The sequence below is a fragment of the Fictibacillus nanhaiensis genome (genome assembly GCF_023715445.1).
In the GTDB taxonomy this organism is placed as follows: domain Bacteria; phylum Bacillota; class Bacilli; order Bacillales; family Fictibacillaceae; genus Fictibacillus; species Fictibacillus nanhaiensis_D.
The window spans coordinates 1-24,140 of the sequence record NZ_JAMBOD010000014.1 but is presented as its reverse complement, the minus strand read 5'-3'; the positions used below and the strand labels follow the sequence as shown (position 1 = coordinate 24,140).

25 protein-coding genes, 1 tRNA gene and 1 rRNA gene are annotated in these 24,140 nt (G+C 41.0%); all 27 read left to right on the top strand.

Translation table 11 applies throughout. From position 1 onward, the window contains the following. The first annotated feature begins 86 nt into the window (after window positions 1–86). Window positions 87–359: an HU family DNA-binding protein gene (locus M3196_RS20165; RefSeq protein WP_130297510.1), complete on the top strand. Its 273-nt coding sequence runs from the start codon at window positions 87–89 to the stop codon at window positions 357–359. 2 nt (window positions 360–361) lie between these two features. Further along, window positions 362–628 carry an RNA-binding S4 domain-containing protein gene (locus tag M3196_RS20160; RefSeq protein WP_077365610.1) on the top strand — a complete coding sequence of 89 codons (267 nt, stop codon included), beginning with the start codon at window positions 362–364 and terminating at the stop codon, window positions 626–628. A 411-nt stretch (window positions 629–1,039) separates the two neighbouring features. Further along, the gene (gene yabP, locus M3196_RS20155; protein ID WP_251324136.1) at window positions 1,040–1,351 is read left to right on the top strand and encodes a sporulation protein YabP; all 312 of its coding nucleotides are present in this window, start codon (window positions 1,040–1,042) and stop codon (window positions 1,349–1,351) included. Then, on the top strand, window positions 1,348–1,947 hold the full coding sequence (gene yabQ, locus M3196_RS20150) for a spore cortex biosynthesis protein YabQ (protein WP_251324135.1): 600 nt from the start codon (window positions 1,348–1,350) through the stop codon (window positions 1,945–1,947). Before yabP ends, yabQ begins: the two co-directional genes overlap by 4 nt. A gap of 20 nt (window positions 1,948–1,967) precedes the next feature. Further along, on the top strand, window positions 1,968–2,327 hold the full coding sequence (locus M3196_RS20145) for an FtsB family cell division protein (RefSeq protein WP_251324134.1): 360 nt from the start codon (window positions 1,968–1,970) through the stop codon (window positions 2,325–2,327). Between the two features lie 91 nt (window positions 2,328–2,418). Continuing rightward, window positions 2,419–2,859 carry a S1 domain-containing RNA-binding protein gene (locus tag M3196_RS20140; RefSeq protein WP_251324133.1) on the top strand — a complete coding sequence of 147 codons (441 nt, stop codon included), beginning with the start codon at window positions 2,419–2,421 and terminating at the stop codon, window positions 2,857–2,859. A 444-nt stretch (window positions 2,860–3,303) separates the two neighbouring features. After that, window positions 3,304–3,380: transfer RNA gene (locus tag M3196_RS20135), tRNA-Met, on the top strand. A gap of 328 nt (window positions 3,381–3,708) precedes the next feature. Beyond that, on the top strand, window positions 3,709–6,204 hold the full coding sequence (gene spoIIE, locus M3196_RS20130) for a stage II sporulation protein E (RefSeq protein ID WP_251324132.1): 2,496 nt from the start codon (window positions 3,709–3,711) through the stop codon (window positions 6,202–6,204). A gap of 144 nt (window positions 6,205–6,348) precedes the next feature. Then, window positions 6,349–7,101 (top strand): hypothetical protein, encoded by a 753-nt coding sequence (locus M3196_RS20125; protein WP_251324131.1) that lies wholly within the window; start codon window positions 6,349–6,351, stop codon window positions 7,099–7,101. Continuing rightward, the gene (locus tag M3196_RS20120) at window positions 7,064–8,044 is read left to right on the top strand and encodes a serine/threonine protein kinase (protein WP_251324130.1); all 981 of its coding nucleotides are present in this window, start codon (window positions 7,064–7,066) and stop codon (window positions 8,042–8,044) included. The genes M3196_RS20125 and M3196_RS20120 overlap by 38 nt, the downstream gene beginning before the upstream one ends. A 188-nt stretch (window positions 8,045–8,232) precedes the next feature. Next, a complete protein-coding gene (tilS, locus tag M3196_RS20115; protein ID WP_251324129.1) occupies window positions 8,233–9,615 on the top strand; it encodes a tRNA lysidine(34) synthetase TilS in 1,383 nt (460 codons plus the stop codon). Between the two features lie 15 nt (window positions 9,616–9,630). Next, entirely contained in the window at window positions 9,631–10,176 is a 546-nt protein-coding gene (hpt, locus tag M3196_RS20110; RefSeq protein WP_251324128.1) for a hypoxanthine phosphoribosyltransferase, read from the top strand. A 43-nt stretch (window positions 10,177–10,219) separates the two neighbouring features. Then, on the top strand, window positions 10,220–12,127 hold the full coding sequence (gene ftsH, locus M3196_RS20105) for an ATP-dependent zinc metalloprotease FtsH (protein ID WP_251324127.1): 1,908 nt from the start codon (window positions 10,220–10,222) through the stop codon (window positions 12,125–12,127). 267 nt (window positions 12,128–12,394) lie between these two features. Beyond that, window positions 12,395–13,165, top strand: a complete 771-nt coding sequence (locus tag M3196_RS20100) for a type III pantothenate kinase (protein WP_251324126.1) — start codon at window positions 12,395–12,397, stop codon at window positions 13,163–13,165. Between the two features lie 14 nt (window positions 13,166–13,179). Then, the gene (gene hslO, locus M3196_RS20095; RefSeq protein WP_251324125.1) at window positions 13,180–14,064 is read left to right on the top strand and encodes an Hsp33 family molecular chaperone HslO; all 885 of its coding nucleotides are present in this window, start codon (window positions 13,180–13,182) and stop codon (window positions 14,062–14,064) included. Between the two features lie 158 nt (window positions 14,065–14,222). After that, window positions 14,223–15,149, top strand: a complete 927-nt coding sequence (cysK, locus tag M3196_RS20090; protein WP_251324124.1) for a cysteine synthase A — start codon at window positions 14,223–14,225, stop codon at window positions 15,147–15,149. A gap of 449 nt (window positions 15,150–15,598) precedes the next feature. Continuing rightward, window positions 15,599–17,029, top strand: coding sequence for an anthranilate synthase component I family protein (locus M3196_RS20085; RefSeq protein WP_251324123.1), 1,431 nt, complete (start codon window positions 15,599–15,601; stop codon window positions 17,027–17,029). A gap of 28 nt (window positions 17,030–17,057) precedes the next feature. Beyond that, on the top strand, window positions 17,058–17,651 hold the full coding sequence (gene pabA / locus M3196_RS20080) for an aminodeoxychorismate/anthranilate synthase component II (RefSeq protein WP_251324122.1): 594 nt from the start codon (window positions 17,058–17,060) through the stop codon (window positions 17,649–17,651). Further along, window positions 17,636–18,487 carry an aminodeoxychorismate lyase gene (pabC, locus tag M3196_RS20075; protein ID WP_251324121.1) on the top strand — a complete coding sequence of 284 codons (852 nt, stop codon included), beginning with the start codon at window positions 17,636–17,638 and terminating at the stop codon, window positions 18,485–18,487. Before pabA ends, pabC begins: the two co-directional genes overlap by 16 nt. Window positions 18,488–18,516: 29 nt before the next feature. Continuing rightward, window positions 18,517–19,371 carry a dihydropteroate synthase gene (folP, locus tag M3196_RS20070; RefSeq protein WP_251324120.1) on the top strand — a complete coding sequence of 285 codons (855 nt, stop codon included), beginning with the start codon at window positions 18,517–18,519 and terminating at the stop codon, window positions 19,369–19,371. Next, window positions 19,364–19,726, top strand: a complete 363-nt coding sequence (gene folB, locus M3196_RS20065; protein WP_251324119.1) for a dihydroneopterin aldolase — start codon at window positions 19,364–19,366, stop codon at window positions 19,724–19,726. Before folP ends, folB begins: the two co-directional genes overlap by 8 nt. Before the next feature lie 9 nt (window positions 19,727–19,735). After that, a complete protein-coding gene (gene folK / locus M3196_RS20060) occupies window positions 19,736–20,260 on the top strand; it encodes a 2-amino-4-hydroxy-6-hydroxymethyldihydropteridine diphosphokinase (RefSeq protein WP_425311036.1) in 525 nt (174 codons plus the stop codon). Next, complete coding sequence (locus M3196_RS20055) at window positions 20,212–20,409, top strand: helix-turn-helix domain-containing protein (protein WP_066238222.1); 198 nt, start codon at window positions 20,212–20,214, stop codon at window positions 20,407–20,409. The genes folK and M3196_RS20055 overlap by 49 nt, the downstream gene beginning before the upstream one ends. A 46-nt stretch (window positions 20,410–20,455) precedes the next feature. Continuing rightward, on the top strand, window positions 20,456–21,445 hold the full coding sequence (gene dusB, locus M3196_RS20050) for a tRNA dihydrouridine synthase DusB (RefSeq protein WP_276531453.1): 990 nt from the start codon (window positions 20,456–20,458) through the stop codon (window positions 21,443–21,445). Window positions 21,446–21,554: 109 nt separating this feature from the next. Beyond that, entirely contained in the window at window positions 21,555–21,968 is a 414-nt protein-coding gene (locus M3196_RS20045; RefSeq protein ID WP_251324117.1) for a GreA/GreB family elongation factor, read from the top strand. 16 nt (window positions 21,969–21,984) lie between these two features. Next, complete coding sequence (gene lysS / locus M3196_RS20040) at window positions 21,985–23,478, top strand: lysine--tRNA ligase (protein ID WP_251324116.1); 1,494 nt, start codon at window positions 21,985–21,987, stop codon at window positions 23,476–23,478. 461 nt (window positions 23,479–23,939) lie between these two features. Continuing rightward, a 16S ribosomal RNA gene (locus tag M3196_RS20035) occupies window positions 23,940–24,140 on the top strand; the annotation flags it as partial.

Genomic DNA, 24,140 nt, shown 5'->3' with positions numbered 1-24,140 from the left:
ATATTTTCTCGAGAAATATCATGAAACCCTTAATTATAAAGGGTTTCTACCGAATTCTTTGATAGAAACCTTAGGAGGTAATTAAAATGAACAAAAATGAATTGGTAACAAATATCTCAGAAAAATCAGGTCTTACAAAGAAAGATGTAGAAACAGTCGTTAATGGCGTAATCGATGAGATCACTGCTGCTCTTAAAGGCGGAGAAAAAGTACAGTTTGTTGGATTTGGAACTTTTGAAACTCGCGAGCGTTCTAGCCGTACAGGCCGCAACCCTCAAACAGGTAAAGAAATTCAAATCCCGGCTGCTACTGTTCCAGCATTTAAAGCAGGAAACAAACTGAAAGAAGCTGTTAAGTAAGCATGCGTTTAGACAAATTTCTGAAAGTCTCCCGTCTTATTAAACGCAGAACCGTGGCGAAGGAGATTTCAGATCAAGGCCGTATCACGATAAACGGATTGCAGGCGAAAGCTTCTTCTGATGTAAAAGTAGGAGACGAGCTTACGATTCGTTTTGGTCAAAAGCTTGTTAAAGTTAAAATTAATGAGCTTAAGGATACGACCAAAAAAGAGGACGCTGACAACATGTACACTGTCCTCGAAGAAAACCGCATCGAAACGACTGAATAAAGAACCTGAATTTTTCAGGTTCTTTTTCCTTTTTCCTTTAATTTCGTCTTTTTTGACGAAAAACTTAAACTAGGGGACAGTCTTGGTATAAAACGAACTGATTAAATGTTTCACACCGTGAACAAGCTTTGAAAGGTGGTTTTTAAGAGTTGCAAATATGGGGGTAAATTCTGTCTGTAAGCTGCAGGTGGAGTTTAATCCACGAGTTTTGACTATGAATCCAAAAATTCCGGGCATGAATCCACGAGAATTTGCTGTCAATCCAGAAAAAATAGGGATTTATCCTCGAGTCTACAATTATCGACAAAAATACATCAGTGCTTTCTTACAAAGCATTTAGCAATTCATTATAGCTTGTTCTATTCCCTCTGCTTGTTTCATACATTTGTATGGAATAGAGGAGGGAAATGTATGGACCAAAGATATGATTTTAATAATAGCTATAACCAAAAAGTAAGCACACCCAATCATGATGTAAGAATGATAGGGCGTAAAAATTTAGAGATTACAGGGGTTAAGCAGGTAGAAAGTTTTGATAATGAAGAGTTTCTGCTTGAGACTACGATGGGTTTTCTGGCGATCCGCGGTACAAACTTGAAGATGAAAAACCTTGATGTTGAGTCAGGTGTAGTCAATATTGAAGGAAAAGTGTTCGATCTTGTCTACCTGGACCAGCAAAGCGGTGAAAAGAACAAAGGCTTCTTCGGCAAATTGTTCAAATGACCTTAACTGTTCAGTTTCAAACCATGCTGTCTATGGTTTTCATGGGGATTTGGATCGGCATGGCCGTAGATACTTACAGCCGGTTTATCCATGAAAAACGCAAGTGGCACTGGCTTCATTTTTTGAACGACCTGCTTTTTTGGCTGGTACAGGCTTTGCTGGTTTTTTATGTTCTTCTTCATGTTAATCACGCGGAAATTCGTATTTATATTTTTATAGCCTTAATTTGCGGTTATGCAGCATATCGTGCGCTATTCGAGACGATCTATAAGAGAGTGCTGGAGTGGTGTGTTTCTGCTGCAGTATCATTATTCCGGTTCTTATACAATCTGTTCAACAGTTTGCTTGTGATGCCGATAAAATGGTTGATTATGATTATTACGGGTATTCTCTTATATGTATTAAAGATTTTACAGAGAATCGCCATTGTTTTATTAAAAATTCTTTTTTCTCCTTTTAAGTGGATCGGAAGGCTTGTGTGGCGTTTCATTCCAAAACAAAAATGGTATAATTTAAAAGAGAAATATTTAAAAGTTGCAGGTTTTTTTAATTCGGTGAAGAATAAAGTCAGCAATTGGAAGGGAAAAAAGAAGTAAAGGAGGGGAAGAGCGAACAAATGCGCCAAAAGAAGATAACAGAGATTCACTCACAATACATCCAGAATAAAGAACGCCATGATAAGGTGATCGCTAAGCGTAAACGCGGATTGTACCGCCGTTTAACGGGGGCTTTTATCGTATTTTCCTTTTTTGCTTTTTTAATTATTACGGGTATTGCAGAGCAACTCTCCCTTTTAAATGAAAAACAGATGGAACAGAAAGAGCTTACCGAAGAATATAAAGCTCTTTTAGAAGAAAAGGCACAACTTAAAGATGAAGTGAATAAACTAAAAGACGAAGAATACATTGGAGAAATTGCCAGACGAGACTTTTTCATGTCAAAGCCTGGTGAAACGATCTTTAAACTTCCAGAATAAAGCATAAAGCGTTCATTGACACGCAGATTTTTTCGAATGTATAATAAGTAATGATATCTTTTGAGATTTTTTAAGGAGGAGCATTTTTTGCATGTCAATTGAAGTAGGCAGCAAGTTGCAAGGGAAAGTTACTGGGATTACTCATTTTGGAGCGTTTGTTGAGCTGCCAGGGGGTACTACAGGACTCGTGCATATTAGCGAAGTTGCGGATAATTACGTAAAGGACATCAACGAATTTCTTAAAGTTGGTGATCAAGTCGAAGTTAAGGTTATGAGCATCGAGAAGGACGGAAAGATTGGTTTGTCTATTAAGAAAGCAAAGGAAAATGTTGCTTCTACTAGACCTGCACCATCCAGAGGCGGATTTAACAAATCTCGCAAAGGTCCTAATCGCGGCGGAAGCAACCATCCTTCTGCGTTATCTTTTGAGGATAAGATGAGTAAGTTCCTTAAGGATAGTGAAGATCGACTCACTACTTTAAAACGTAGTACTGAATCAAAAAGAGGTGGCCGCGGCGGCCGAAGAGGATAATTGATGCATTCTTAATGCTCATTCATCTATATATGGCTAGCATCCTATTCATTAGGATGCTTTTTGTTTTTATAAAAGTTGAGTTGTTGCTTTTGGGTTATTTTTGAAAATTGCAATCATTGACAAGTTGATTGAAGTGTAAGGTGCGAGACTCCTGCGGGATCAGCGTGCCAGCTACCTGAGTAATCTTCTCGCAAGGTATGCGACGAGGAAGCTTGTTTCGCTGTTGTTTTTCTTTTAAACGCAGGAGCAGCACTTCATATATCTTTCACCGAGGCTCACCTTACCCCTCGGAAAGCGAGCACCTGGAACGGAAATCAACACTTTTAAGAGCAACAAAGGTCATCTAAACAGCCTTAATAAAAACTTTTTCGACAAAATTCAAAAGAACCGTTGACAGCTATATCAGATTCTTGTAATATACTACTTGTGTCTTTTACAAATGGCGGTGTAGCTCAGCTGGCTAGAGCGTACGGTTCATACCCGTGAGGTCGTGGGTTCGACTCCCTCCGCCGCTACCATTTTTTTGACATTACATATTCAAGAGCGTCCGCATAGAGCGCTCTTTTTTGTTCGTGAAAATCTTTTCCTTATTCGTTATCCGGTTTCAATCCCCGAAATATTCTATGTTTAATCAATTATTTTTCACCATAATTCTTCTTAATCTCTTTTAATTCTAGACTTCTGATTTCAATTTAATACGAAAGGTGTCCTCTTTTGCTTTTCTATTGTGAATTGGTGGGGAAGACCGTCGAGAAGTTTTTTTAGAAGACCTTGTTCTTTTGACAAAATCTTTGTTCAATACCTGTTTATAATGGTTACACAAATTGGAAACGGGTGGTGTGTGGGATGTGGCAGAAGGTTGAACAAGAAGTACTCGAACCGATTAGAGGAATGGTATGGGTAGAAAAAGGACAGCAAGCGGTTTATAGAACGAGTAAGAGATGGCTTCAGCTTTTGAACCAGAGCATTTTTAATTGGAGAATGCTGTTGTTTGGAATTGGCTTTTTGTTAGGACGAGCTATGATTTTGGCTGAAATGTCTCCATTTGCATTACCTTTTGCAGCAAGTGTTTTTGTTTTAAGAAAAGAGCGGACAGGCATTGCCGTATTTGCAGTGCTTGCTGGAGCAATGACACATCAGCCGATAAACGCTCTTTTCTTTATAACCGCCTTGCTCGTATATGCTTGTTTGCAAAAAGGCACAGAACTTTTTATTAAAAACAGGATTCAAAGCCTGCCTCTTTTAGTTTTTGGATCAAGTTTAATAACACGTACATTATTTTCGCTGTTTGGTGAAGGAGGACTGGAGCGGGTCGATACGATGATTGCTCTCGTTGAAGGAGGGCTGAGCCTCGTCCTTACGCTGATCTTTCTTCAAAGCATTCCTTTGTTAACGTATAAAAAAATTCCTCAGTCATTGAAAAATGAAGAGATTGTTTGTTTAATGATTCTTCTCGCATCGGTAATGACAGGAACGATCGGGTGGCAAATAAATGATGTTTCTGTTGAACATGTGGTTTCCCGCTATCTCGTGCTTTTGTTTGCATTTGTTGGAGGAGCGGCAATCGGTTCAACGGTCGGTGTAGTTACAGGCTTAATCCTCAGTTTGGCCCAGGTAGCAAGTCTGTCCCAAATGAGCTTGCTTGCTTTCTCTGGTTTACTAGGCGGTCTCTTAAAAGAAGGAAAGAGGTTCGGTGTCAGCCTGGGGCTTATCATTGGAACGGTTTTGATCGGGCTGTATGGTGAAGGACGATCTGAAATCACTTCTACTTTGATGGAATCAGGATTTGCTATTATGCTGTTCTTGCTAACGCCGAAAACAGCGATCAGCAATATTTCAAAATATGTTCCAGGCACAAGAGAGCATTCGATGCAGCAACAGCAATACTTAAAGAAAATACGTGATGTAACAGCAAGCCGTGTTGAAAAGTTCTCTTCTCTTTTTCAAGCACTGTCCCATTCGTTCCAATCTGTAGGTCTATCCATGAATGAGGAGGAAAGCTCACGGGAAGTTGATTTGTTTTTAAGCAATATTACAGAAAAAACATGTCAAACTTGTTTTAAAAAGGAGCAGTGCTGGGCACAGAATTTTACAACAACCTATGATTTAATGACAAAAATCATGGTAGAGCAAGAGGAATTTGGTGATATGAAAGATCGGAAATTAAAGCGTGATTGGGAGAAGCATTGTATAAAACCACAAAAAGTTACGGATTTAATGAAACAGGAGCTTTCTCAATATAAAGCCAGCCAAAAATTAAAATTCCAAGTACAGGAAAGCCGCAGACTGGTAGCAGACCAGCTTATGGGTGTTTCACAGGTGATGGGTAATTTTGCAAAGGAAATACAGCGGGAACAAGAGAACCATCAGATACAAGAAGAGCAGATCAAGGATTCTCTCTTTCAGGCAGGGATTGATGTCGGACACGTTGATATTTACAGTTTGGAAGCGTCGAACGTGGATATCGAGATGACCATTCCTTATTGCAACAACTCTGGGATTGCGGAGAAACTGATCGCACCGATCCTTTCTGATATTTTAGAAGAAACCATTCTTGTAACACATGAGGAATGTGCAAACTATGCAACAGGACTCTGTCATCTATCGTTTCATTCAGCAAGAGAATATGTTGTTGAAACAGGAATTGCTTCAGCGGCTAAAGGGGGAGCGTGGCTTTCTGGAGACAGCCACTCGACAATCGAAATTGGTGCCGGAAAATTTGCGGTAGCTATAGCTGACGGGATGGGTAACGGTGAACGCGCATTTTTAGAAAGTAACGAAACACTTCAGCTTCTGCAAAAGATTCTCCAGTCCGGAATTGAAGAAGAAGTTGCAATCAAGTCGGTAAATTCAGTCCTATCACTGCGTACAACAGATGAAATCTTTTCAACGCTCGATCTTGCGATGATTGATCTTCAGGATGCTTCTGCCAAATTTTTAAAGATTGGTTCAACACCTAGTTTTATTAAGCGCGGTGACCAGGTGAAAACGATTGAAGCAAGCAACCTGCCGATGGGAATCATACAGGACTTTGACGTCGATGTGGTGGACGAGCAATTGAAAGCTGGAGATATTTTGATCATGATGAGTGACGGGATTTATGAAGCGCCTCGTCACATTGAAAATATAGATGCGTGGATAAAACGAAAGATTAGGGAGATTGATACAGAGGATCCGCAGGAAATTGCAGATATTATTATGGAGGAGGTAATCCGTTCAGGCAACAACGGAATCGAAGACGATATGACGGTTGCTGTAACAAAGATTGAAAAAAATATTCCAAAATGGGCAACTGTCCCTCATTATCCGAAAGTAAACCTTAACAGAAAAAAAGCTCAATAGTTTATGAGAATAAGAGGCATCTCTGTAAGAAATAAAAAGGAGAGCCTCTTTTTTCCTGCTGAAAAGTTCTTTTAGCGTATAAATCCCAGGCTTTTTGACGATGATGGTAATACGTAAAAATCGTACTTGAGAGGGGTTAGAGAAATGCGTAAAAAAGGAACGTTGAGGCAGATTCTGCTGATTACAGACGGGTGTTCGAATCAAGGCGAAGATCCGGTAGCGATGGCGGCGCTTGCACATGAACAGGGCATCGCAGTGAACGTTATCGGCGTATTGAACGAGAATGCTCCTGAATATCACAGGCAGGGATTAAAAGAAGTTGAAGACATCGCGATGGCAGGCGGCGGGATCAGTCAGGTGGTCTACACGAAACAGCTTACCCAAACGGTTAAGATGGTTACTCAAAAAGCGATGGCTCAAACGATTAAAGGTGTCGTTAACGCAGAACTGCAGCAGATATTGGGAAGCAAATCTACGATGGATGATCTACCGCCGGATAAACGCGGAGAAGTGATGGAAGTTGTTGATGAGATGGGAGAAACTATGAATCTTGAGGTTCTTGTGTTAATAGACGCATCTGGCTCGATGGAAGATAAGATGCTGACAGTCCAAGAATCGCTTCTTGATCTATCTATCTCGTTAAATTCACGCATCGGTGAGAACGAATTTTCAATCTTTGCTTTTCCTGGCAAAAAGAAAGAAGCGGAAGAGCTGCTTAGCTGGTCTTCTAAATTAGACTCGATCGGCAAAATTTTTTCGAAGATTTCACTTGGCGGGATTACACCAACAGGGCCTGCCATAAAAGAAGGGATTGCTGCTTTCGCACGCAAGCGATCCTCAAAAAGGAGCTTCCTGTCCGATGATGCCCCAGGATATATCGAAGAGTCCGGTATGTAACTTAGCTGCAGGTGAAGAAATTTGCGGAAAGTGGAATTATGCCAGATATCGCGTGCGCCGCCGTTTAGGCTATGGAGCAACAGGCGCTGTGTATCTTGCAGATTCTACAAATGGCGTTGTTGCTTTGAAAATTGGACACGACCAGATGTCGATTACATCTGAAGTAAATGTGCTAAAGCGTTTTTCTAAGGTCCAGGGGAAAGTCCTTGGACCTTCTTTAATCGATGTAGACGATTGGCAGACAAGAAGCGGGACATATCCATTTTATGCGATGGAGTATTTAAAGGGTGAAACGCTGTTTGATTTTATGAGACCAAGGTCTTCGGAATGGGCGGGAATTCTGCTCGTTCAGCTTTTGACCGATTTGCATACGCTTCATCAGGCAGGCTGGGCATTTGGAGATTTAAAGCCAGATAATCTGCTCGTTACAGGTCCTCCTTACCGGATAAGATGGATCGATGTGGGCGGTACAACTGTTATGGACCGGTCTATAAAGGAATACACAGAGTTTTTTGACCGGGGTTATTGGGGTAAAGGCTCAAGAAAAGCCGAACCTTCTTATGACTTATTTTCAGCAGGCATGGTTATGGTCAATCTAGCATACCCTTCGCGTTTTACGAAAAAAAGCGATCCAGACAAACAGATACAGGAAGTAATTAAAGGAAGTCCGATGCTGAAGCCGTATTCATATATTCTTGAAAAAGCATGGAACGGAAAATATAAATATGCCGAGGAAATGAGAAATGAACTAGTGCTTCTATTGAATGAAAAAGATAAACGAAGCAGACCACAAAATAGAAAACCAGCTGTTCAAAAATCCGCAGTACAAAAAACAAGGGTGGCACAAAAGAAAAAACAAAAAAGTTTTTTTGCCGAAACTTTTTTAGTGTTCACCTTTGTGTTTATCGTGTATTTGTTTTATATGCTCGGTCAAACCATGTAAGGGTGTAAGTCTGCTGCATTCTTTGATATGATTTAATCGTAATTTTTGAATTGGACAGAAAATATCCGAGAGTGGACAGATTAATCTCGAAAGTGGACAAATAATCTTAAAAAGTGGACAGATTAATTTGAAGATCCGACAGATTCACTTAAAAGTTAGCATTGAGGGAGCGGGTTAGGTTGCAGGAAGTGGAAAATTTCATTAAAAGACACCAGCTTCTTTTATCCGCAAAAACGGTAGTTGTGGGCGTATCCGGGGGACCGGATTCTTTGGCTTTGCTGCATTTTCTTTGGAAAAGGTCTGCCCTTTACAGTATCTATGTCATTGCAGCTTCATTTGATCATACGCTTAGAGGTGAAGAATCTGCCCGTGAACTGGAGATTACTAAACAGTTCTGCGCAGAAAGGAACATCCCGTTTGAAGGCGGGGAAGGAGATGTATCAAGTTTTCAAAAAAAACATCATCTCTCGCTTCAGACAGCGGCCAGGATATGCAGGTATGATTTCTTTGAGCAAGTTATGAAAAAACATAAAGCGGAAGTACTTGCACTGGCACATCATGGCGATGATCAAGTTGAAACGATGCTGATGAGAATGACAAGAGGCAGCGAAGGATACAGCCTTGCTGGAATTCCTATTAAACGCCCTTTTGGTGAAGGTGAAATTATCCGGCCTTTTTTAGGAATAACGAAAGACGAAATCGAGCATTATTGTAAAGTAGAAGATTTGCATCCTGTTTATGATCCGTCCAACGAGAGCGAAAAATATGTACGGAACAGATTCAGAAAAAACGTGCTGCCTTTTTTGAAGCAGGAAAATCCGAAGGTGCATGAAAGATTTCAATATTTAAGTGAAACCATTTCAGAAGATGAAGCGTATATATTACATCAGGCTGAAATAGAGTTAGAAAAGGTTTTAATAGTTAAAACAGAGGGGAAAATAGAGTTATCTGTATCCGCATTTAACAAGATGCCTATTCCTTTACAAAAAAGAGGGATTACACTAATATTGAACTATCTGTATAAATTAAATCCTTCATCTCTTTCCTCTGTACATAAGGAGAACTTTCTTTGTTTGCTCGGAAGTGAGCATCCATCCGGATTTTTGCATTTTCCGTCAGGCCTTTTAATTAGCCGAACTTATGACAGGTGTACGTTAAGTTTTGAGCAGGTAAAACCCGAAGAATCTTATGATTTTTCAATAGAACTGCCTGGCAGTGCAAAAGTGCCGATTGGCATGCTGACTGCTGAAATAACGGATCGCGAACCAGATTCAATTAGAGGAAAAGATGTTTTTGTGTTTTCACGAAATGATGTAAGTCTCCCTTTACGAGTTCGAAATCGCAGACCAGGTGACCGGATGGCGATTGCCGGCGTTGGTACGCGGAAATTAAAAGATATATTTATTGATGCTAAAGTGGCACAGGAAGAACGGAAGGTTTGGCCTGTCGTTGTTGATGCAAACGGCGATATTTTATGGCTTCCCGGACTGAAACACTCGAACCGCAATCAGATAAATCATTCAGAACAGTGGGTTATCTTACGCTTTCAAAAAAATCGCCATGACGTCTAGGAGGCTTGTTGAACTATGCATGATGAAATTTTAGAAACACTTATTTCCGAAGAAGCCATACAAGGCAAGATCAAAGAGCTTGGAAAAGAGCTTTCCGAGGAATATAAGGACAATTTTCCATTGGTAATCGGTGTTTTAAAAGGTGCTCTTCCTTTTATGGCAGATCTGATTAAACGAATGGATATCCATCTTGAAATCGATTTGATGGCAGTCTCCAGTTACGGAGCTTCTACCGTTTCTTCCGGTCAGGTGAAAATCGTTAAAGATTTAGATACTTCCTTAGAAGGTCGAGACGTAATCATTGTAGAAGATATTATTGACAGCGGATTGACTCTTAGCTATTTGGTTAATTTGTTTAAAGCACGAAAAGCCAAAACGGTTAAGATTGTAACATTGTTAGATAAGCCAACAGGACGAAAAGTAGATATTACACCGGATCTAGCCGGCTTTATCGTTCCTGATGCTTTTGTTGTCGGCTACGGCTTGGATTATATCGAGAAGTACCGCAACTTGCCTTATATTGGCGTATTAAAGCCCGAGATCTACGAAAAGAAAGAATAGCAGAACCGCATAAGATTTGATTGTTCGCCTAAGGAGGTAAGGAATGAATCGCATCTTCCGAAATACTATATTTTATTTATTAATCTTTTTGGTTGTTGTTGGAGTTGTCAGCTTCTTTAACGGCAATAACAACGAAGTAAAAGAAATTCGCTATGACCAGCTGACAAAGTACATTGAAGACGGCAAAGTGGAAAGCATTGTTTACCAGCCAGAGGGTGGCGTTTATGTTGTCCGAGGTAAGCTGGAGGGAGCGAAAGAAGGAGAAGTATTCCAGACAAATGCTCCATTGACAGGTAATACGCTTGCTGAAATTGAAAAGCTGGCTGATACTGCAAATGTCGAATTTAAACAGCAAGAACAGACGAGCGGCTGGGTTACATTCTTCACATCGATTATCCCGTTTGTCATTATCTTTATTTTATTCTTCTTCTTGTTAAACCAAGCTCAAGGCGGCGGAAGCCGGGTTATGAACTTTGGAAAGAGCAAAGCTAAACTCTACAATGAAGAAAAGAAAAAGGTTACTTTTAAAGATGTAGCCGGAGCGGATGAAGAGAAACAGGAACTTGTAGAAGTTGTTGAGTTCTTGAAAGATCCACGCAAGTTCTCTGCACTAGGTGCACGTATTCCTAAGGGTGTTCTTTTAGTGGGACCTCCGGGTACAGGTAAAACCCTTCTTGCACGTGCTGTAGCAGGAGAAGCTGGCGTTCCGTTCTTCTCGATTTCAGGTTCTGATTTCGTTGAAATGTTCGTCGGTGTCGGTGCGTCGCGTGTCCGTGACTTGTTTGAAAATGCAAAGAAAAATGCTCCGTGTATCATTTTCATTGATGAGATTGATGCAGTAGGACGCCAGCGTGGAGCTGGTCTTGGGGGAGGTCACGATGAGCGTGAGCAAACCTTGAACCAATTGCTAGTTGAGATGGATGGTTTCGGTGCAAACGAAGGAATCATTATCATCGCGGCTACAAACCGTGCTGATATCCTTGACCCTGCACTTCTTCGTCCAGGACGTTTTGACCGTCAGATTCCGGTTAACCGCCCAGACGTAAAAGGACGTGAAGAAGTTCTTCAAGTGCATGCGCGTAATAAGCCGCTTGCAGAAGACGTTAACTTAAAAACTATCGCGATGCGTACTCCAGGTTTCTCTGGTGCGGATCTTGAAAACTTGTTAAACGAAGCAGCATTAGTAGCTGCGCGTACAGATAAGAAAAAGATCGATATGGATGATGTAGATGAAGCGATTGACCGTGTAATCGCAGGTCCGGCTAAGAAGAGCCGCGTTATTTCTGAAAAAGAAAAGAACATCGTTGCTTACCATGAAGCTGGTCATACAGTAATTGGTCTTGTTCTTGAAGGTGCTGACACAGTTCACAAAGTAACGGTTGTTCCTCGTGGTCAAGCTGGAGGATATACGGTTATGCTTCCTAAAGAAGATCGCTATTTCATGACTAAACCTGAATTAGAAGATAAAATTGTTGGATTGCTTGGAGGCCGTGTTGCCGAAGAGATTACGTTCCATGAAGTAAGTACAGGTGCTCATAATGATTTCCAGCGTGCAACGGGTATCGCCCGCCGCATGGTAACGGAGTTTGGTATGAGTGAACGTCTCGGACCAATGCAGTTTGGTTCCTCTCAAGGAGGCCAAGTGTTCTTAGGAAGAGACTTCAATAATGAGCAAAATTACAGTGATGCAATCGCGCATGAAATTGATTTAGAAGTACAGCGCATCATCAAAGAATCTTATGAGCGCTGCCGTCAGATTCTTACAGAGCACAATTCTAAATTAGAAATCATCGCTCAGACATTGTTAACTGTAGAAACACTTGATGAAGAACAAATCAAGGAACTTGTTAAAACAGGTCAGCTCCCTGACAAAAAGACGATTTCTAAACCATCTGATGATGTTAAAGTTACCCTTAACAAGAAGGATGAAGAAGAGCCAAAACAAGATTAATTTCCAAAGGATGCCTCAAAATCTTGAGGTGTCCTTTTTTGTAATTTCTTTTTCGTATGCTTTGTTGTTTATGATAGAAGCTACTTCCGCTGCAGGACTCGCTCACCGCACGTCCCCCGGAAAGCGAGCATCTGTAACGGATATCAACCACTTTCAATAACAACTCGAATTAGCGAAAAAAGCCTTAAAAAGTCAGGTTGCTTTACACCTATTTGTTTTGTGTTATAACTATTATAGAAACTTAAGATAAGAAGCGGGGACAATCTCATGATTTTTGTGTTTGATGTCGGAAATACGAATATTGTTTTAGGATTATATGAGAACGATGAACTGAAGCATCATTGGAGAATTCATACATCACGTGAAAAAACAGAAGACGAATACGGTATGCTGATACTGGATCTGTTCCGGCACGTGAATATTCATAAAGAACAAATTGAAGGAATTATTATTTCTTCTGTCGTTCCGCCTATTATGTTTGCCTTGGAGCGTATGTGTGTAAAATACTTCAACCAGCGTCCATTGATAGTAGGACCTGGCATTAAAACAGGGTTAAATATAAAGTACGAAAATCCTAGAGAAGTAGGAGCAGACCGCATCGTCAATGCGGTTGCTGCGATTCATGAATATGATTCACCTTTGATTATTGTGGATTTTGGAACGGCAACAACATACTGCTATATCAATGAAAATAAACAATACATGGGCGGTGCGATTGCGCCTGGTATCAATATCTCTACAGAAGCTCTCTATACGAAGGCTGCTAAACTTCCGCGTATCGAAATAGCTAAACCTGAAGGCGTAATCGGCAAAAATACGGTTAATGCGATGCAAGCCGGTATTCTTTATGGATATGTCGGTCAAGTAGAGGGTATTGTAAAAAGAATGAAGGATCAATCACCGATTGAACCTACGGTTATCGCGACTGGAGGACTTGCTAATCTGATCGCAGCCGAAAGCAGTGTTATTGATCATGTAGATCCTTATTTAACATTAAAAGGTCTATTGCTTATTTATGATAAAAACAAGAACGGCTAAAAGGATGAGTTACGATGAATGACTATTTAATTAAAGCCCTGGCGTATGACGGGCAAATTCGTGCGTATGCCATTTCTACCACTGAGATGGTCAGTGAAGCGCAGCAAAGACATAATACATGGCCTACGGCATCAGCAGCATTAGGAAGAGCAATGACTGCGTCTACAATGATGGGTATGATGCTAAAAGGAGAAGACAACAAGATTACCGTTAAGATTGAAGGCGGAGGCCCTATCGGCGTTATTATTGTAGATAGCAATACGAAGGGTGAAACGCGCGGTTATGTTACGAATCCGCAAACCCATTTTGAGCTGAACAGTCAAGGGAAGCTTGATGTCGCACGGGCAGTCGGAAAGGATGGGTATCTTTCTGTTTTAAAGGATATCGGAATGCGTGAAAAGTTTACAGGGCAAGTACCTTTGGTTTCAGGCGAGCTTGGTGAAGACTTCACGTATTACTTTGCTTCCTCTGAACAAGTGCCTTCAGCAGTGGGTGTAGGAGTTCTGGTAAACCCTGATAATTCGATTAAAGCTTCAGGCGGTTTTATTATACAGGTAATGCCAAATGCATCTGACAGTATTGTAGACCTATTGGAAGAGCGCATTAATGCGATCCCTCCCATCTCACGCTTAATTGAAAAAGGGTTGACTCCTGAAGAAATTTTATTTGAGCTTTTAGGCGAAGATCAGGTTCAAATTTTAGAAAAGTCTCTTGTCCGCTTTAAATGTACTTGTTCCCATGAACGGTTTGGGCAAGCGATTGTCAGTCTTGGAGAGCAGGAAATTAAAGATATTATTGAAGAAGACGGACAAGCTGAAACGAACTGCCAGTTTTGCAATGCAACCTATGTTTTTTCAAAAGAAGAACTTCAAACGTTGCTTGATCAAGCAAAATCCTAGACCCGGAATTCATTCCGGGTTTTGATTTACACATGAAAAAAATTTTTGTGCGTACCATTGTAATAGATGGTTTTACACGTGCAATAAAATTGACAGATGATTTCCAAGGTTGATACAATTAATCCAATAAAAATACTCGGCTTTAGGAGTGATGGTGAATGGCGAGAGTGGCACAGTCGATTACGGAATTAATCGGTCAGACCCCTGTTGTGAAATTAAACCGGTTAACTACAGAAGATATGGCAGATGTTTATTTAAAGCTGGAATTTATGAATCCAGGAAGCAGTGTAAAGGACCGTATCGCATTAGCGATGATTGAAGCTGCAGAAGAAAGCGGGAAGTTAAACGCAGGAGATACGATCATTGAGCCTACAAGCGGAAATACAGGAATCGGCCTTGCGATGGTGGCTGCTGCCAAAGGCTATAAGGCCGTTCTTGTTATGCCTGAAACAATGAGCATGGAAAGACGCAACTTGTTAAGAGCTTATGGAGCGGAACTTATCTTGACTCCAGGTCCTGAAGGAATGGGCGGAGCAATCCGAAAAGCGGAAGAATTATCGAAAGAAAAAGGCTATTTCATGCCGCAGCAATTTAAAAATGAAGCGAATCCGAAAGTTCACCGAAATACTACAGGAAAAGAAATTATCGCTCAATTTCCTGACGGATTAGATGGTTTTGTTTCAGGGATTGGTACAGGTGGAACGATTACAGGTGCCGGGGAAGTTCTTCGAGAAAAATATCCTGAAATTAAAATTTACGCTGTCGAGCCGACAGATTCCCCTGTTTTATCAGGCGGAAAACCAGGACCGCATAAGATACAGGGAATAGGAGCAGGTTTTGTGCCGGATATTTTAAAAACAGATATCTATGATGAAGTGCTGACGATTTCAAATGACGAAGCATTCGAATGGGCTAGAAGAGCAGCGCGTGAGGAAGGTCTTTTAGGAGGCATCTCATCAGGTGCAGCAATTGCAGCCGCGTTAAAAGTTGCGAAAAAGCTAGGCAAAGGCAAAAAGGTTCTGGCTGTAATTCCGAGTAACGGTGAAAGATACTTAAGTACACCGCTTTACCAATTCGAAGACTAAAATTACCGCTCCCTTATGGGGGCTTTTTTTATGCAAAAGATACGGTTAGTAGGATCAGTGGAACAGACGAAAAGCGAAAACGTCGTTAGCCCCGTTCTCCGGTCCATGTTGATGTAATTCTACGGTACGTGTTCTTATAATTATTACACGTTCGCTCAAAATTCCTGAGTTTCGCTCAATAAAGCCGAGTTACGCTCAAGATCTTCAAGCTACGCTCAAACTGCCTGAAGTTACGCTCAAGAATTTCTTTTTTCGCTCAAAGTAACGAAAAACGAGAGCAGAACTCAAGGGGCTCACCGAACGCCCCGCGGAAAGCGAGCAACCTGGAGTGGAAATCAACCACTTATATTCAAAACGCATTTGAAAATGCAGGAAATTGACAGAAAGGTGTGCCAAAGTGAAACGCCTCATGTACAATGTAAACAGAAGATTTTTGGGAGAGTGACCTTATGGGGACGAACAAGAAATGGCATGTGCTGCATACAAATATTTCATTGCCTCAAGATGAGTGGTTTTATAAATATAAATCGTTATCTGCAACCGAAACTCGCCATGTTTTACTAGAGAGCGGAAGAACTGGGAAGTACAGCATTATCGGACTTTCTCCGTTCGCCGAAGTATCTGGGAAAGAAAATGTGCTAACGGTAAAAACCGAAGATGGGATAACAGTAAAAAAGGGACCAGTCTATAAAGAGTTTCAAAAGTGGTTTAAGAACTTTCATGTTGAACCTGTTCAAGGTCTGCCGGACTTTACAGGCGGGGCAATCGGCTATTTAAGCTATGATCTGACTCGTGAATTCGAGAAACTTCCAGCACGTTCAGATGATGACCTCGGACTGCCTGACTTATATTTTTTATTGTTTAAAGATGTTTTCGTCTATGATCATGAGACGAACAAGCTTTGGATTCTCGTGTTAAGTGAAGAAAAAGACGATCTATATAGCTTAGATAAGCTCCGTGCGTTTAAGGAAATGTGGCATACACCTAGTTCCCCGCAGCCTTCAAAAGGTTATGATCAGAACATTACAAAAGATGAGGACTTTAAGTACGTATCTATGGCCGAAGATGTTTTTGTGGATGCTGTAAAAAAGGTTCAGTCCTATATTTCTGACGGTGATGTTTTTCAAGTAAACCTGTCTGTACGCCAATCGAAATCACTGCAGACTTCACCGATAAATATATATGAGGAATTGAGACGGATTAATCCCTCACCTTATATGGGATATTTGGAAACGCCGGACTTTCAGCTTGTCAGTGCTTCCCCTGAGCTTTTAGTAAAGAAAAAAGGCGATTGTGTAAGCACGCGCCCTATTGCAGGGACTCGGCCGCGGGGAAGAACGGAAGAGGAAGACCTGGAGCTTGCCAATACGTTAATCGAAAATGAAAAAGAGCGAGCAGAACATGTTATGCTTGTTGACCTTGAGAGAAACGACCTTGGAAAGGTTTCTGCATACGGTTCGGTTAAAGTGGATGAGTTTATGGTCATTGAAAGATACTCCCATGTTATGCATATCGTTTCAAACGTGATAGGAAAATTAAGACCTGAATGCGATGCTTTTGATTGTATTAAAGCAACATTTCCTGGCGGCACGATAACGGGAGCTCCGAAAGTAAGAACGATGGAGATCATCGAAGAGCTTGAACCTGTCAGAAGAGGCGTTTATACGGGAAGTATCGGATGGATCGGGTTTAACGGCGATACTGAAATGAATATCGCAATCCGTACGATGGTATGTCAAAATGGAATTGCACATGTTCAAGCTGGTGCCGGTATTGTCATTGACTCCATACCAGAAAGTGAATACAAAGAGAGTTTGAAAAAAGCAGAGGCGCTGTGGCGTGCTAAAGAGCAAAGTGAGCTCGGGTCAATTTTAGTATAAAACAGCACATGAGAGGAGAAGAGACGAGATGATTTTAATGATTGATAACTACGATTCTTTTACGTACAACCTCGTTCAATATTTAGGTGAAATGGGTGAAGAGCTAGTCGTAAAAAGAAATGATGAGATAACGATTAAAGAAATCGAGCAATTAAATCCGGAATTTTTAATGATATCACCTGGACCATGTTCCCCAAATGAAGCGGGAATCAGTCTGGAAGCTATCCGTTATTTTGCCGGGAAGATTCCTGTATTCGGTGTATGTCTTGGCCACCAGGCGATCGCTCAGGTTTTTGGCGGAGACGTGGTACGTGCTGACAGATTGATGCATGGTAAAGTATCTCCTGTTCTGCATGACGGAAAAACGGTCTATGAAGGATTGGAGCAAAGATTTCCGGCAACGCGCTATCACTCACTGATCGTAAAAAGAGAGACACTGCCTGATTGCTTTGAGATTTCATCTTGGACAGAAGAAGGCGAAATCATGGGAATCCGTCATAAAGAGCTCGCGATTGAAGGCGTGCAATATCACCCCGAATCCATTTTAACGGAGGACGGGAAGAAGCTTTTACGAAACTTCATTGGTTTTTATAAAGGCAAAAACATATGTACATCTATATAAATGGACAAGTTCTTTCAAAGGAAGATGCCGCTATTTCACCATATGACCATGGGTTCATGTATGGTCTCGGGGCGTTTGAAACATTCAGGACCTATAACGGTTTTCCATTTTTGATCGATGAACATATCGAACGGCTGCATGAGGCATTAAACGAATTAAATATATCAGCCGCTATTGATTCTGACCATATATTAGAAATGGTCAAGATATTGCTTGAAAAGAATGAATTAAAAGATGCTTATTTCCGGTTGAATGTATCAGCAGGCGTTGGGGATATCGGGCTCCAAACCGACCCATACGAAAGCCCTGCTGTTATTCTTTTTACAAAACCGCTGCCGCAAACGAGATCCGATTCTGAAAAAGAACTGGTTCCCTTGAACACCGTACGCAACACGCCAGAAGGTGAAAGAAGGTTAAAGTCTCACCATTATTTAAACAGCATCCTTGGTAAAAGAGAGCTTAAGAACGCACTTAAACAAGAAGGCGTGTTTTTAACTAAAGAGGGCTACATCAGTGAAGGAACGGTTTCAAACCTGTTTTGGTATAAAGGCAGAAAACTGTTCACACCTGGGCTTTCAACAGGCATATTAAATGGTATTACAAGAAAATGGGTTCTAAAAGCTTCAGAGAAAAGGAACATTCCTTTTGAAACAGGGAATTATAAAATAAAGGAACTTCTAGATGCGGATGAAGTTTTTCTTACTAATTCCATTCAGGAGCTTGTACCGGTTAACCGGTTTGAAGAAAAAAAATATCCTGGCGCTGAAGGTGAACTTTTTCAAAAACTTATAGCAATGTATAGCGAAGATACAAAAAATCGACGCCGATCGATTTGATGTTTTTAGAAAGAAAGGATAGATAGTCTATGCATGAGATGATCTTGAACGGCCCTAAGCTTATGTGCGGAGAATACGTACTCGATTTTTCAAAAAAGACATATGTAATGGGGATATTGAACGTAACTCCCGATTCTTTCTCAGATGGCGGACATCATAACCGGATTGAGCAAGCTATCGCTCATGCAAAAGAGATGGTAAGAGATGGAGCAGATATTATCGACGTTGGCGGAGAGTCAACAAGACCGGGTGCTGCAAAAGTTACACTGGAAGAAGAGCTGGAGCGGGTTATTCCTGTTATTGAAGCACTGAAAAAAGAAGTAGATGTTCCGATTTCAATCGATACGTATAAAGCAGAAACGGCAAGACAGGCTGTTCAAGCCGGTGCTCATATTATAAATGATGTATGGGGAGCCAGACTCGATCCAGACATGCCGCGTGTTATGGCTGAAACGAATGTACCGGTTATTTTAATGCATAACCGTTTTGATACAAATTATCAGGAGTTCATGGCTGATGTGATCGCTGATTTAGAACACAGTATAGCAATAGCCGTAAAGGCAGGAGTTAAACCGGAAAACATTATCCTGGATCCAGGAATCGGGTTCGTTAAAACATTCCAGCAAAATCTTGAAACGATGAGAAGGCTTAATGAAATAACAAACATGGGCTATCCTGTTTTATTAGGTACTTCCCGAAAATCGATGATCGGAAAAGCGCTTGATCTTCCAGTTGATGAACGTATGGAAGGGACAGGGGCTACAGTTTGCCTTGGAATTGAAAGAGGCTCTTCAATCGTGCGTGTGCATGATGTAAAAGAAATAAGCAGAATGGCAAAAATGATGGATATTATGCTCGGGAAAGGTGCTGAAATCCATGGATAAAATGTATGTAAACGGCATGAAATTTTATGGCTATCACGGCGTTTTTGCTGAGGAACAAAAGCTCGGTCAGCGATTCAACGTAGATGTAACGTTATCACTTGATCTTTCAAAAGCGGGATTTACAGATGAACTCGATCAAACGGTCAATTATAAAGAAGTGTATGATGCAGTAAAAGAGATTGTTGAGGGAGACCCGGTTAAACTTTTAGAATCGTTAGCTGAAAGTATTGCTGCTTCTTTGCTTGGAAAATTTACATCAGTGGATGAAACGACAGTAAAAGTAATTAAACCAGATCCTCCGATTCCTGGCCATTATGACTCCGTGGCTGTTGAGATCACAAGAGGCCGCGGCTGAATGGAACGAATGAATACAGCTTACTTGTCTGTCGGCTCAAACATGGGTGACAGGGAAGGGCTATTAAAGAAAGCGATAGAGCAGCTAAGCGTATATCCTGACATTTTAATAGAGAACGTTTCATCGATCTACGAAACTGATCCTGTAGGTTATACTGATCAGCCGCTGTTTTTAAATTTAGCCGTAAAACTCAAAACCAGTCTTTCTCCACAGGCACTTTTGAGTAAACTGCAAGAAGTGGAAACCAAATTGGATCGGAAAAGGGTTCAAAAATGGGGACCTCGAACAATAGACCTTGACATTTTATTGTATAATAGTGTAAGTATACAGACGGAAGTGTTAGAAATTCCGCATCCACGTATGCTTGAAAGGGCATTTGTTCTCATACCTCTTAGTGAAATTGCTCCTGATGATGTTTATCCGGATAACACAATTTCTTTGCATCAAGTCCTTTGCGAACAAAGAGATAAAGAAGGTGTACGCATATGGAAGAAGACAGACTGGGAAGACGCATCCGTGCGTTCCGAAAATTAAAAGGCTACACGCAAGAACAGCTTGCCAAAGATATCGGCATCTCCGTTTCCGTTCTTGGCGAGGTGGAAAGGGGCAGCCGAAAGCCCAAAGTAGATTTGCTTCATAAAATAGCGAATCAGTTCAGCATTAACGTTGAAGAGTTACAGTAAGCAGATAGATCTTATTAAACATAAGTGAAACGAGGTGATATGTAGGTTGAAGATCGGTGATATTACAATGAAAAACCCAGTGGTGCTGGCACCAATGGCTGGAGTGTGCAACCCTGCGTTCCGTTTGATCGCGAAAGAGTTCGGAGCAGGACTTGTATGTGCAGAGATGGTAAGTGACAAAGGTATTCTTTATGAAAATGAAAAATCTTTAAAGATGCTTTATGTCGATGAACGTGAAAAACCGCTTAGCCTTCAGATTTTTGGAGGGGAGCGTGAATCGCTGGTAGCTGCAGCTAAATATGTTGATAAGCATACGAATGCAGATATTATTGATATCAATATGGGATGTCCGGTTCCTAAAATCACAAAGTGTGATGCTGGAGCAAAATGGCTGCTTGACCCAGATAAGATCTATGAGATGGTAGCAGCTACAGTAGATGCTGTACAAAAGCCGGTAACAGTAAAAATGCGTATCGGATGGGATGAAGATCATGTTTATGCTGTGAAAAATGCACAGGCAGTTGAACGAGCGGGGGGTGCTGCAGTAGCCGTACATGGCCGTACACGTGTTCAAATGTATGAAGGAACAGCAAACTGGGACATCATCAAAGAAGTAAAACAAAATGTTTCGATTCCTGTAATAGGAAATGGTGATATCTCAACACCACAAGAAGCAAAAGAGCGTCTTGAGAAATATGGCGTTGATGGTGTTATGATCGGGAGAGCGGCACTCGGAAATCCTTGGATGCTTTACCGTACCGTTCAGTACCTTGAAAAAGGAGAGATTCTTCCTGAACCGAACGCTCGTGAAAAAATGAATATTTGCATGCTTCATATGGATCGTTTAATCGAACTCAAAGGCGAAGAAGTAGCAGTACGTGAAATGAGAAAGCACGCAGCGTGGTATCTTAAAGGATTACCTAAAACAGGATCTGTCCGAAATGAAATCAACCAGATGACAACACGTGATGATATGAGCAAGCTATTATTCGATTACGTAGATCAGCTGGAAGAAAAACAGCAAAAAATCAGCTGATCATAGTGACATACAGCCAGATCATCAGATGACTGGCTGTTGTTTGCTTAAAAGGCATTTAAACAGCAGCCGGTGTTTTCTTTTATTAAAAAAACAGGGGGAATAGCATATGAATATGCTAAAACTCACACAAGAAGGCACCAGGAAGCTGGAAAAAGAACTTCAATACCTATCAAAACGCAAAAAGGAATTCCGGAATTCTCCGGAAAAAGACTTCATAAACAGCCGAATGGACGAGATCGAGAATGTGCTGTCACGTTCTATTACCTTTCCGAGTGTAAGGGAAGCGGGAGATTTGGTAGAAACCGGATCGGTTATTACTATAGAGGAAACCATCTATAAAGAAAGATACACATATACAATTGTTCATCCTTTTGAAGCGGATCCCCGTGATAATACGATTTCTGTGCATTCGCCGATTGCGAAAGCCGCCCTTGGCAAAACGATTAATTCGCTAATCTGCATCCAAGTTCCGGCGGGCGAAAATTTAACTTATAACATAATTGATATTCAAAACTGCTAAAGCTAGGAGTGTTCCCATGAGTCAAGAAGTAGAATTAAATGATTTGCTGCGCGTGCGGCGCGAAAAGTTAGCTGCTTTAACAGAAAAAGGATTAGATCCGTTTGGTACAAAGTTTAACCGTACACATTCTGCTGCTGATCTTATTTCTGAATATGGAGAAACTGAAAAAGAAGAATTGGACAGCCAAGAGGTCGAAGTAACTCTTGCTGGCCGTATCATGACAAAGCGCGGAAAAGGTAAAGCTGGATTTGCCCACATTCAAGACCTTACTGGTAAAATTCAGATATACGTAAGACAAGATGCAGTCGGTGAAGAGCAATATGATTTGTTCAATACAATTGATATCGGTGACTGGGTTGGGGTTACAGGATTAGTTTTTAAAACAAAAGTAGGAGAGCTTTCTATTAAAGCGAAGGACTTTCAGCTTTTAACGAAATCCTTGCGTCCGCTTCCAGATAAGTTCCATGGGTTAAAAGACGTGGAGCAACGATACCGTCAGCGTTATGTAGATCTAATTATGAACCCGGAAGTAAAAGATACATTTATTTCCCGTTCAAAGATTATCCGTTCTATGCGCCGTTACTTAGATGACCATGGTTACTTGGAAGTTGAAACACCGACGATGCATTCCATTCCTGGCGGTGCTTCTGCCCGTCCATTTATCACGCATCATAATGCATTGGACATGGAACTTTACATGCGTATCGCAATAGAGCTTCATTTAAAGCGCCTTATCGTGGGCGGTTTAGAGAAGGTATATGAAATCGGACGTGTATTCCGTAATGAAGGAGTATCAACTCGTCATAATCCAGAATTCACGATGATTGAACTATATGAAGCGTATGCAGATTACCTTGATATTATGGAACTTACAGAAAACCTGATCGCACACATCGCTGAAGATGTACTAGGCTCAACAACTGTGACGTATGGCGATTACGAAGTGGATCTTAAGCCGCGTTGGAAGAGAGTTCATATGGTAGACGCGATTAAAGAAGCTGTTGGTGTGGATTTCTGGCCGAAAATGTCAGACGAAGAAGCCCGTGAACTAGCTAAAAAGCATAATGTACCTGTAAAGGACAACATGTCTTATGGGCATGTGGTTAACGAATTCTTTGAGTATTTTGTTGAAGAAAAGCTTATTCAGCCTACTTTCATATATGGACACCCAGTTGCAATTTCTCCTCTTGCTAAAAAGAACCCAGAGGACCCACGCTTTACGGATCGTTTCGAACTCTTTATCGTTGGCCGTGAGCATGCAAATGCATTCTCTGAACTTAACGACCCAATCGATCAGCGCGAGCGTTTTGAAGAGCAGCTTAAAGAACGTGCTGAAGGAAATGATGAAGCGCATATGATGGATGAAGATTTTGTAGAGGCTCTTGAATATGGTATGCCTCCAACAGGCGGACTAGGAATCGGTATTGATCGATTAGTTATGCTGTTAACGAACTCACCATCTATCCGTGACGTGTTGCTGTTCCCGCAAATGCGCCATTCTGAGAAATAAGATGATTATTGAAGACCAGCCAAGTGGCTGGTCTGTTCTTTTTTAAGAAATGAATGATGCATTTGCAATTTGAGAAAGCTAATTGAGGTGTGAATACAGTCATTATCATTTCACAATATCTTGTGCTCGAAGGTTATTTTCTTAGCCCATATGGTAATCGGTTATATGACGCTAATGTCTGAAAAAGAAATGTTAAATTATTTTATAAAAAACTATTGTACAAGAGCGAAAATGGTGGTATATTATTCTTCGTCGCAAGGAATACTACCCTGTTGAAAGCTAACTTAAAAGTTTTAAAAAAGCTGTTGACAATAAGGGTTACGACGTGTTAACCTAATAAAGTCGCCAAAACGAGCGGCGTTGAAAAACGGTTTAAAAAAGTTCTTTGAAAACTGAACAAAAGAAATAGGTAAGGAATTAAATTTAATTCCGTCAGTTTTAAATCGAGCAAGTCAAACACTTTTATGGAGAGTTTGATCCTGGCTCAGGATGAACGCTGGCGGCGTGCCTAATACATGCAAGTCGAGCGAATGAGGAGGAGCTTGCTCCTCTGATTTAGCGGCGGACGGGTGAGTAACACGTGGGTAATCTGCCTGTAAGACGGGGATAACTCCGGGAAACCGGGGCTAATACCGGATAACAAGAGAAGAAGCATTTCTTCT

What these genes read in the sequence shown, in the direction of transcription:
- M3196_RS20165 (WP_130297510.1), top strand. Translation starts at nt 87, where the DNA reads ATGAACAAAAATGAATTGGTAACAAATATCTCAGAAAAATCAGGTCTT.
- M3196_RS20160 (WP_077365610.1), top strand. Translation starts at nt 362, where the DNA reads ATGCGTTTAGACAAATTTCTGAAAGTCTCCCGTCTTATTAAACGCAGA.
- yabP (WP_251324136.1), top strand. Translation starts at nt 1,040, where the DNA reads ATGGACCAAAGATATGATTTTAATAATAGCTATAACCAAAAAGTAAGC.
- yabQ (WP_251324135.1), top strand. Translation starts at nt 1,348, where the DNA reads ATGACCTTAACTGTTCAGTTTCAAACCATGCTGTCTATGGTTTTCATG.
- M3196_RS20145 (WP_251324134.1), top strand. Translation starts at nt 1,968, where the DNA reads ATGCGCCAAAAGAAGATAACAGAGATTCACTCACAATACATCCAGAAT.
- M3196_RS20140 (WP_251324133.1), top strand. Translation starts at nt 2,419, where the DNA reads ATGTCAATTGAAGTAGGCAGCAAGTTGCAAGGGAAAGTTACTGGGATT.
- spoIIE (WP_251324132.1), top strand. Translation starts at nt 3,709, where the DNA reads ATGTGGCAGAAGGTTGAACAAGAAGTACTCGAACCGATTAGAGGAATG.
- M3196_RS20125 (WP_251324131.1), top strand. Translation starts at nt 6,349, where the DNA reads ATGCGTAAAAAAGGAACGTTGAGGCAGATTCTGCTGATTACAGACGGG.
- M3196_RS20120 (WP_251324130.1), top strand. Translation starts at nt 7,064, where the DNA reads ATGATGCCCCAGGATATATCGAAGAGTCCGGTATGTAACTTAGCTGCA.
- hpt (WP_251324128.1), top strand. Translation starts at nt 9,631, where the DNA reads ATGCATGATGAAATTTTAGAAACACTTATTTCCGAAGAAGCCATACAA.
- ftsH (WP_251324127.1), top strand. Translation starts at nt 10,220, where the DNA reads ATGAATCGCATCTTCCGAAATACTATATTTTATTTATTAATCTTTTTG.
- M3196_RS20100 (WP_251324126.1), top strand. Translation starts at nt 12,395, where the DNA reads ATGATTTTTGTGTTTGATGTCGGAAATACGAATATTGTTTTAGGATTA.
- hslO (WP_251324125.1), top strand. Translation starts at nt 13,180, where the DNA reads ATGAATGACTATTTAATTAAAGCCCTGGCGTATGACGGGCAAATTCGT.
- cysK (WP_251324124.1), top strand. Translation starts at nt 14,223, where the DNA reads ATGGCGAGAGTGGCACAGTCGATTACGGAATTAATCGGTCAGACCCCT.
- M3196_RS20085 (WP_251324123.1), top strand. Translation starts at nt 15,599, where the DNA reads ATGGGGACGAACAAGAAATGGCATGTGCTGCATACAAATATTTCATTG.
- pabA (WP_251324122.1), top strand. Translation starts at nt 17,058, where the DNA reads ATGATTTTAATGATTGATAACTACGATTCTTTTACGTACAACCTCGTT.
- pabC (WP_251324121.1), top strand. Translation starts at nt 17,636, where the DNA reads ATGTACATCTATATAAATGGACAAGTTCTTTCAAAGGAAGATGCCGCT.
- folP (WP_251324120.1), top strand. Translation starts at nt 18,517, where the DNA reads ATGCATGAGATGATCTTGAACGGCCCTAAGCTTATGTGCGGAGAATAC.
- folB (WP_251324119.1), top strand. Translation starts at nt 19,364, where the DNA reads ATGGATAAAATGTATGTAAACGGCATGAAATTTTATGGCTATCACGGC.
- folK (WP_425311036.1), top strand. Translation starts at nt 19,736, where the DNA reads ATGAATACAGCTTACTTGTCTGTCGGCTCAAACATGGGTGACAGGGAA.
- M3196_RS20055 (WP_066238222.1), top strand. Translation starts at nt 20,212, where the DNA reads ATGGAAGAAGACAGACTGGGAAGACGCATCCGTGCGTTCCGAAAATTA.
- M3196_RS20045 (WP_251324117.1), top strand. Translation starts at nt 21,555, where the DNA reads ATGAATATGCTAAAACTCACACAAGAAGGCACCAGGAAGCTGGAAAAA.
- lysS (WP_251324116.1), top strand. Translation starts at nt 21,985, where the DNA reads ATGAGTCAAGAAGTAGAATTAAATGATTTGCTGCGCGTGCGGCGCGAA.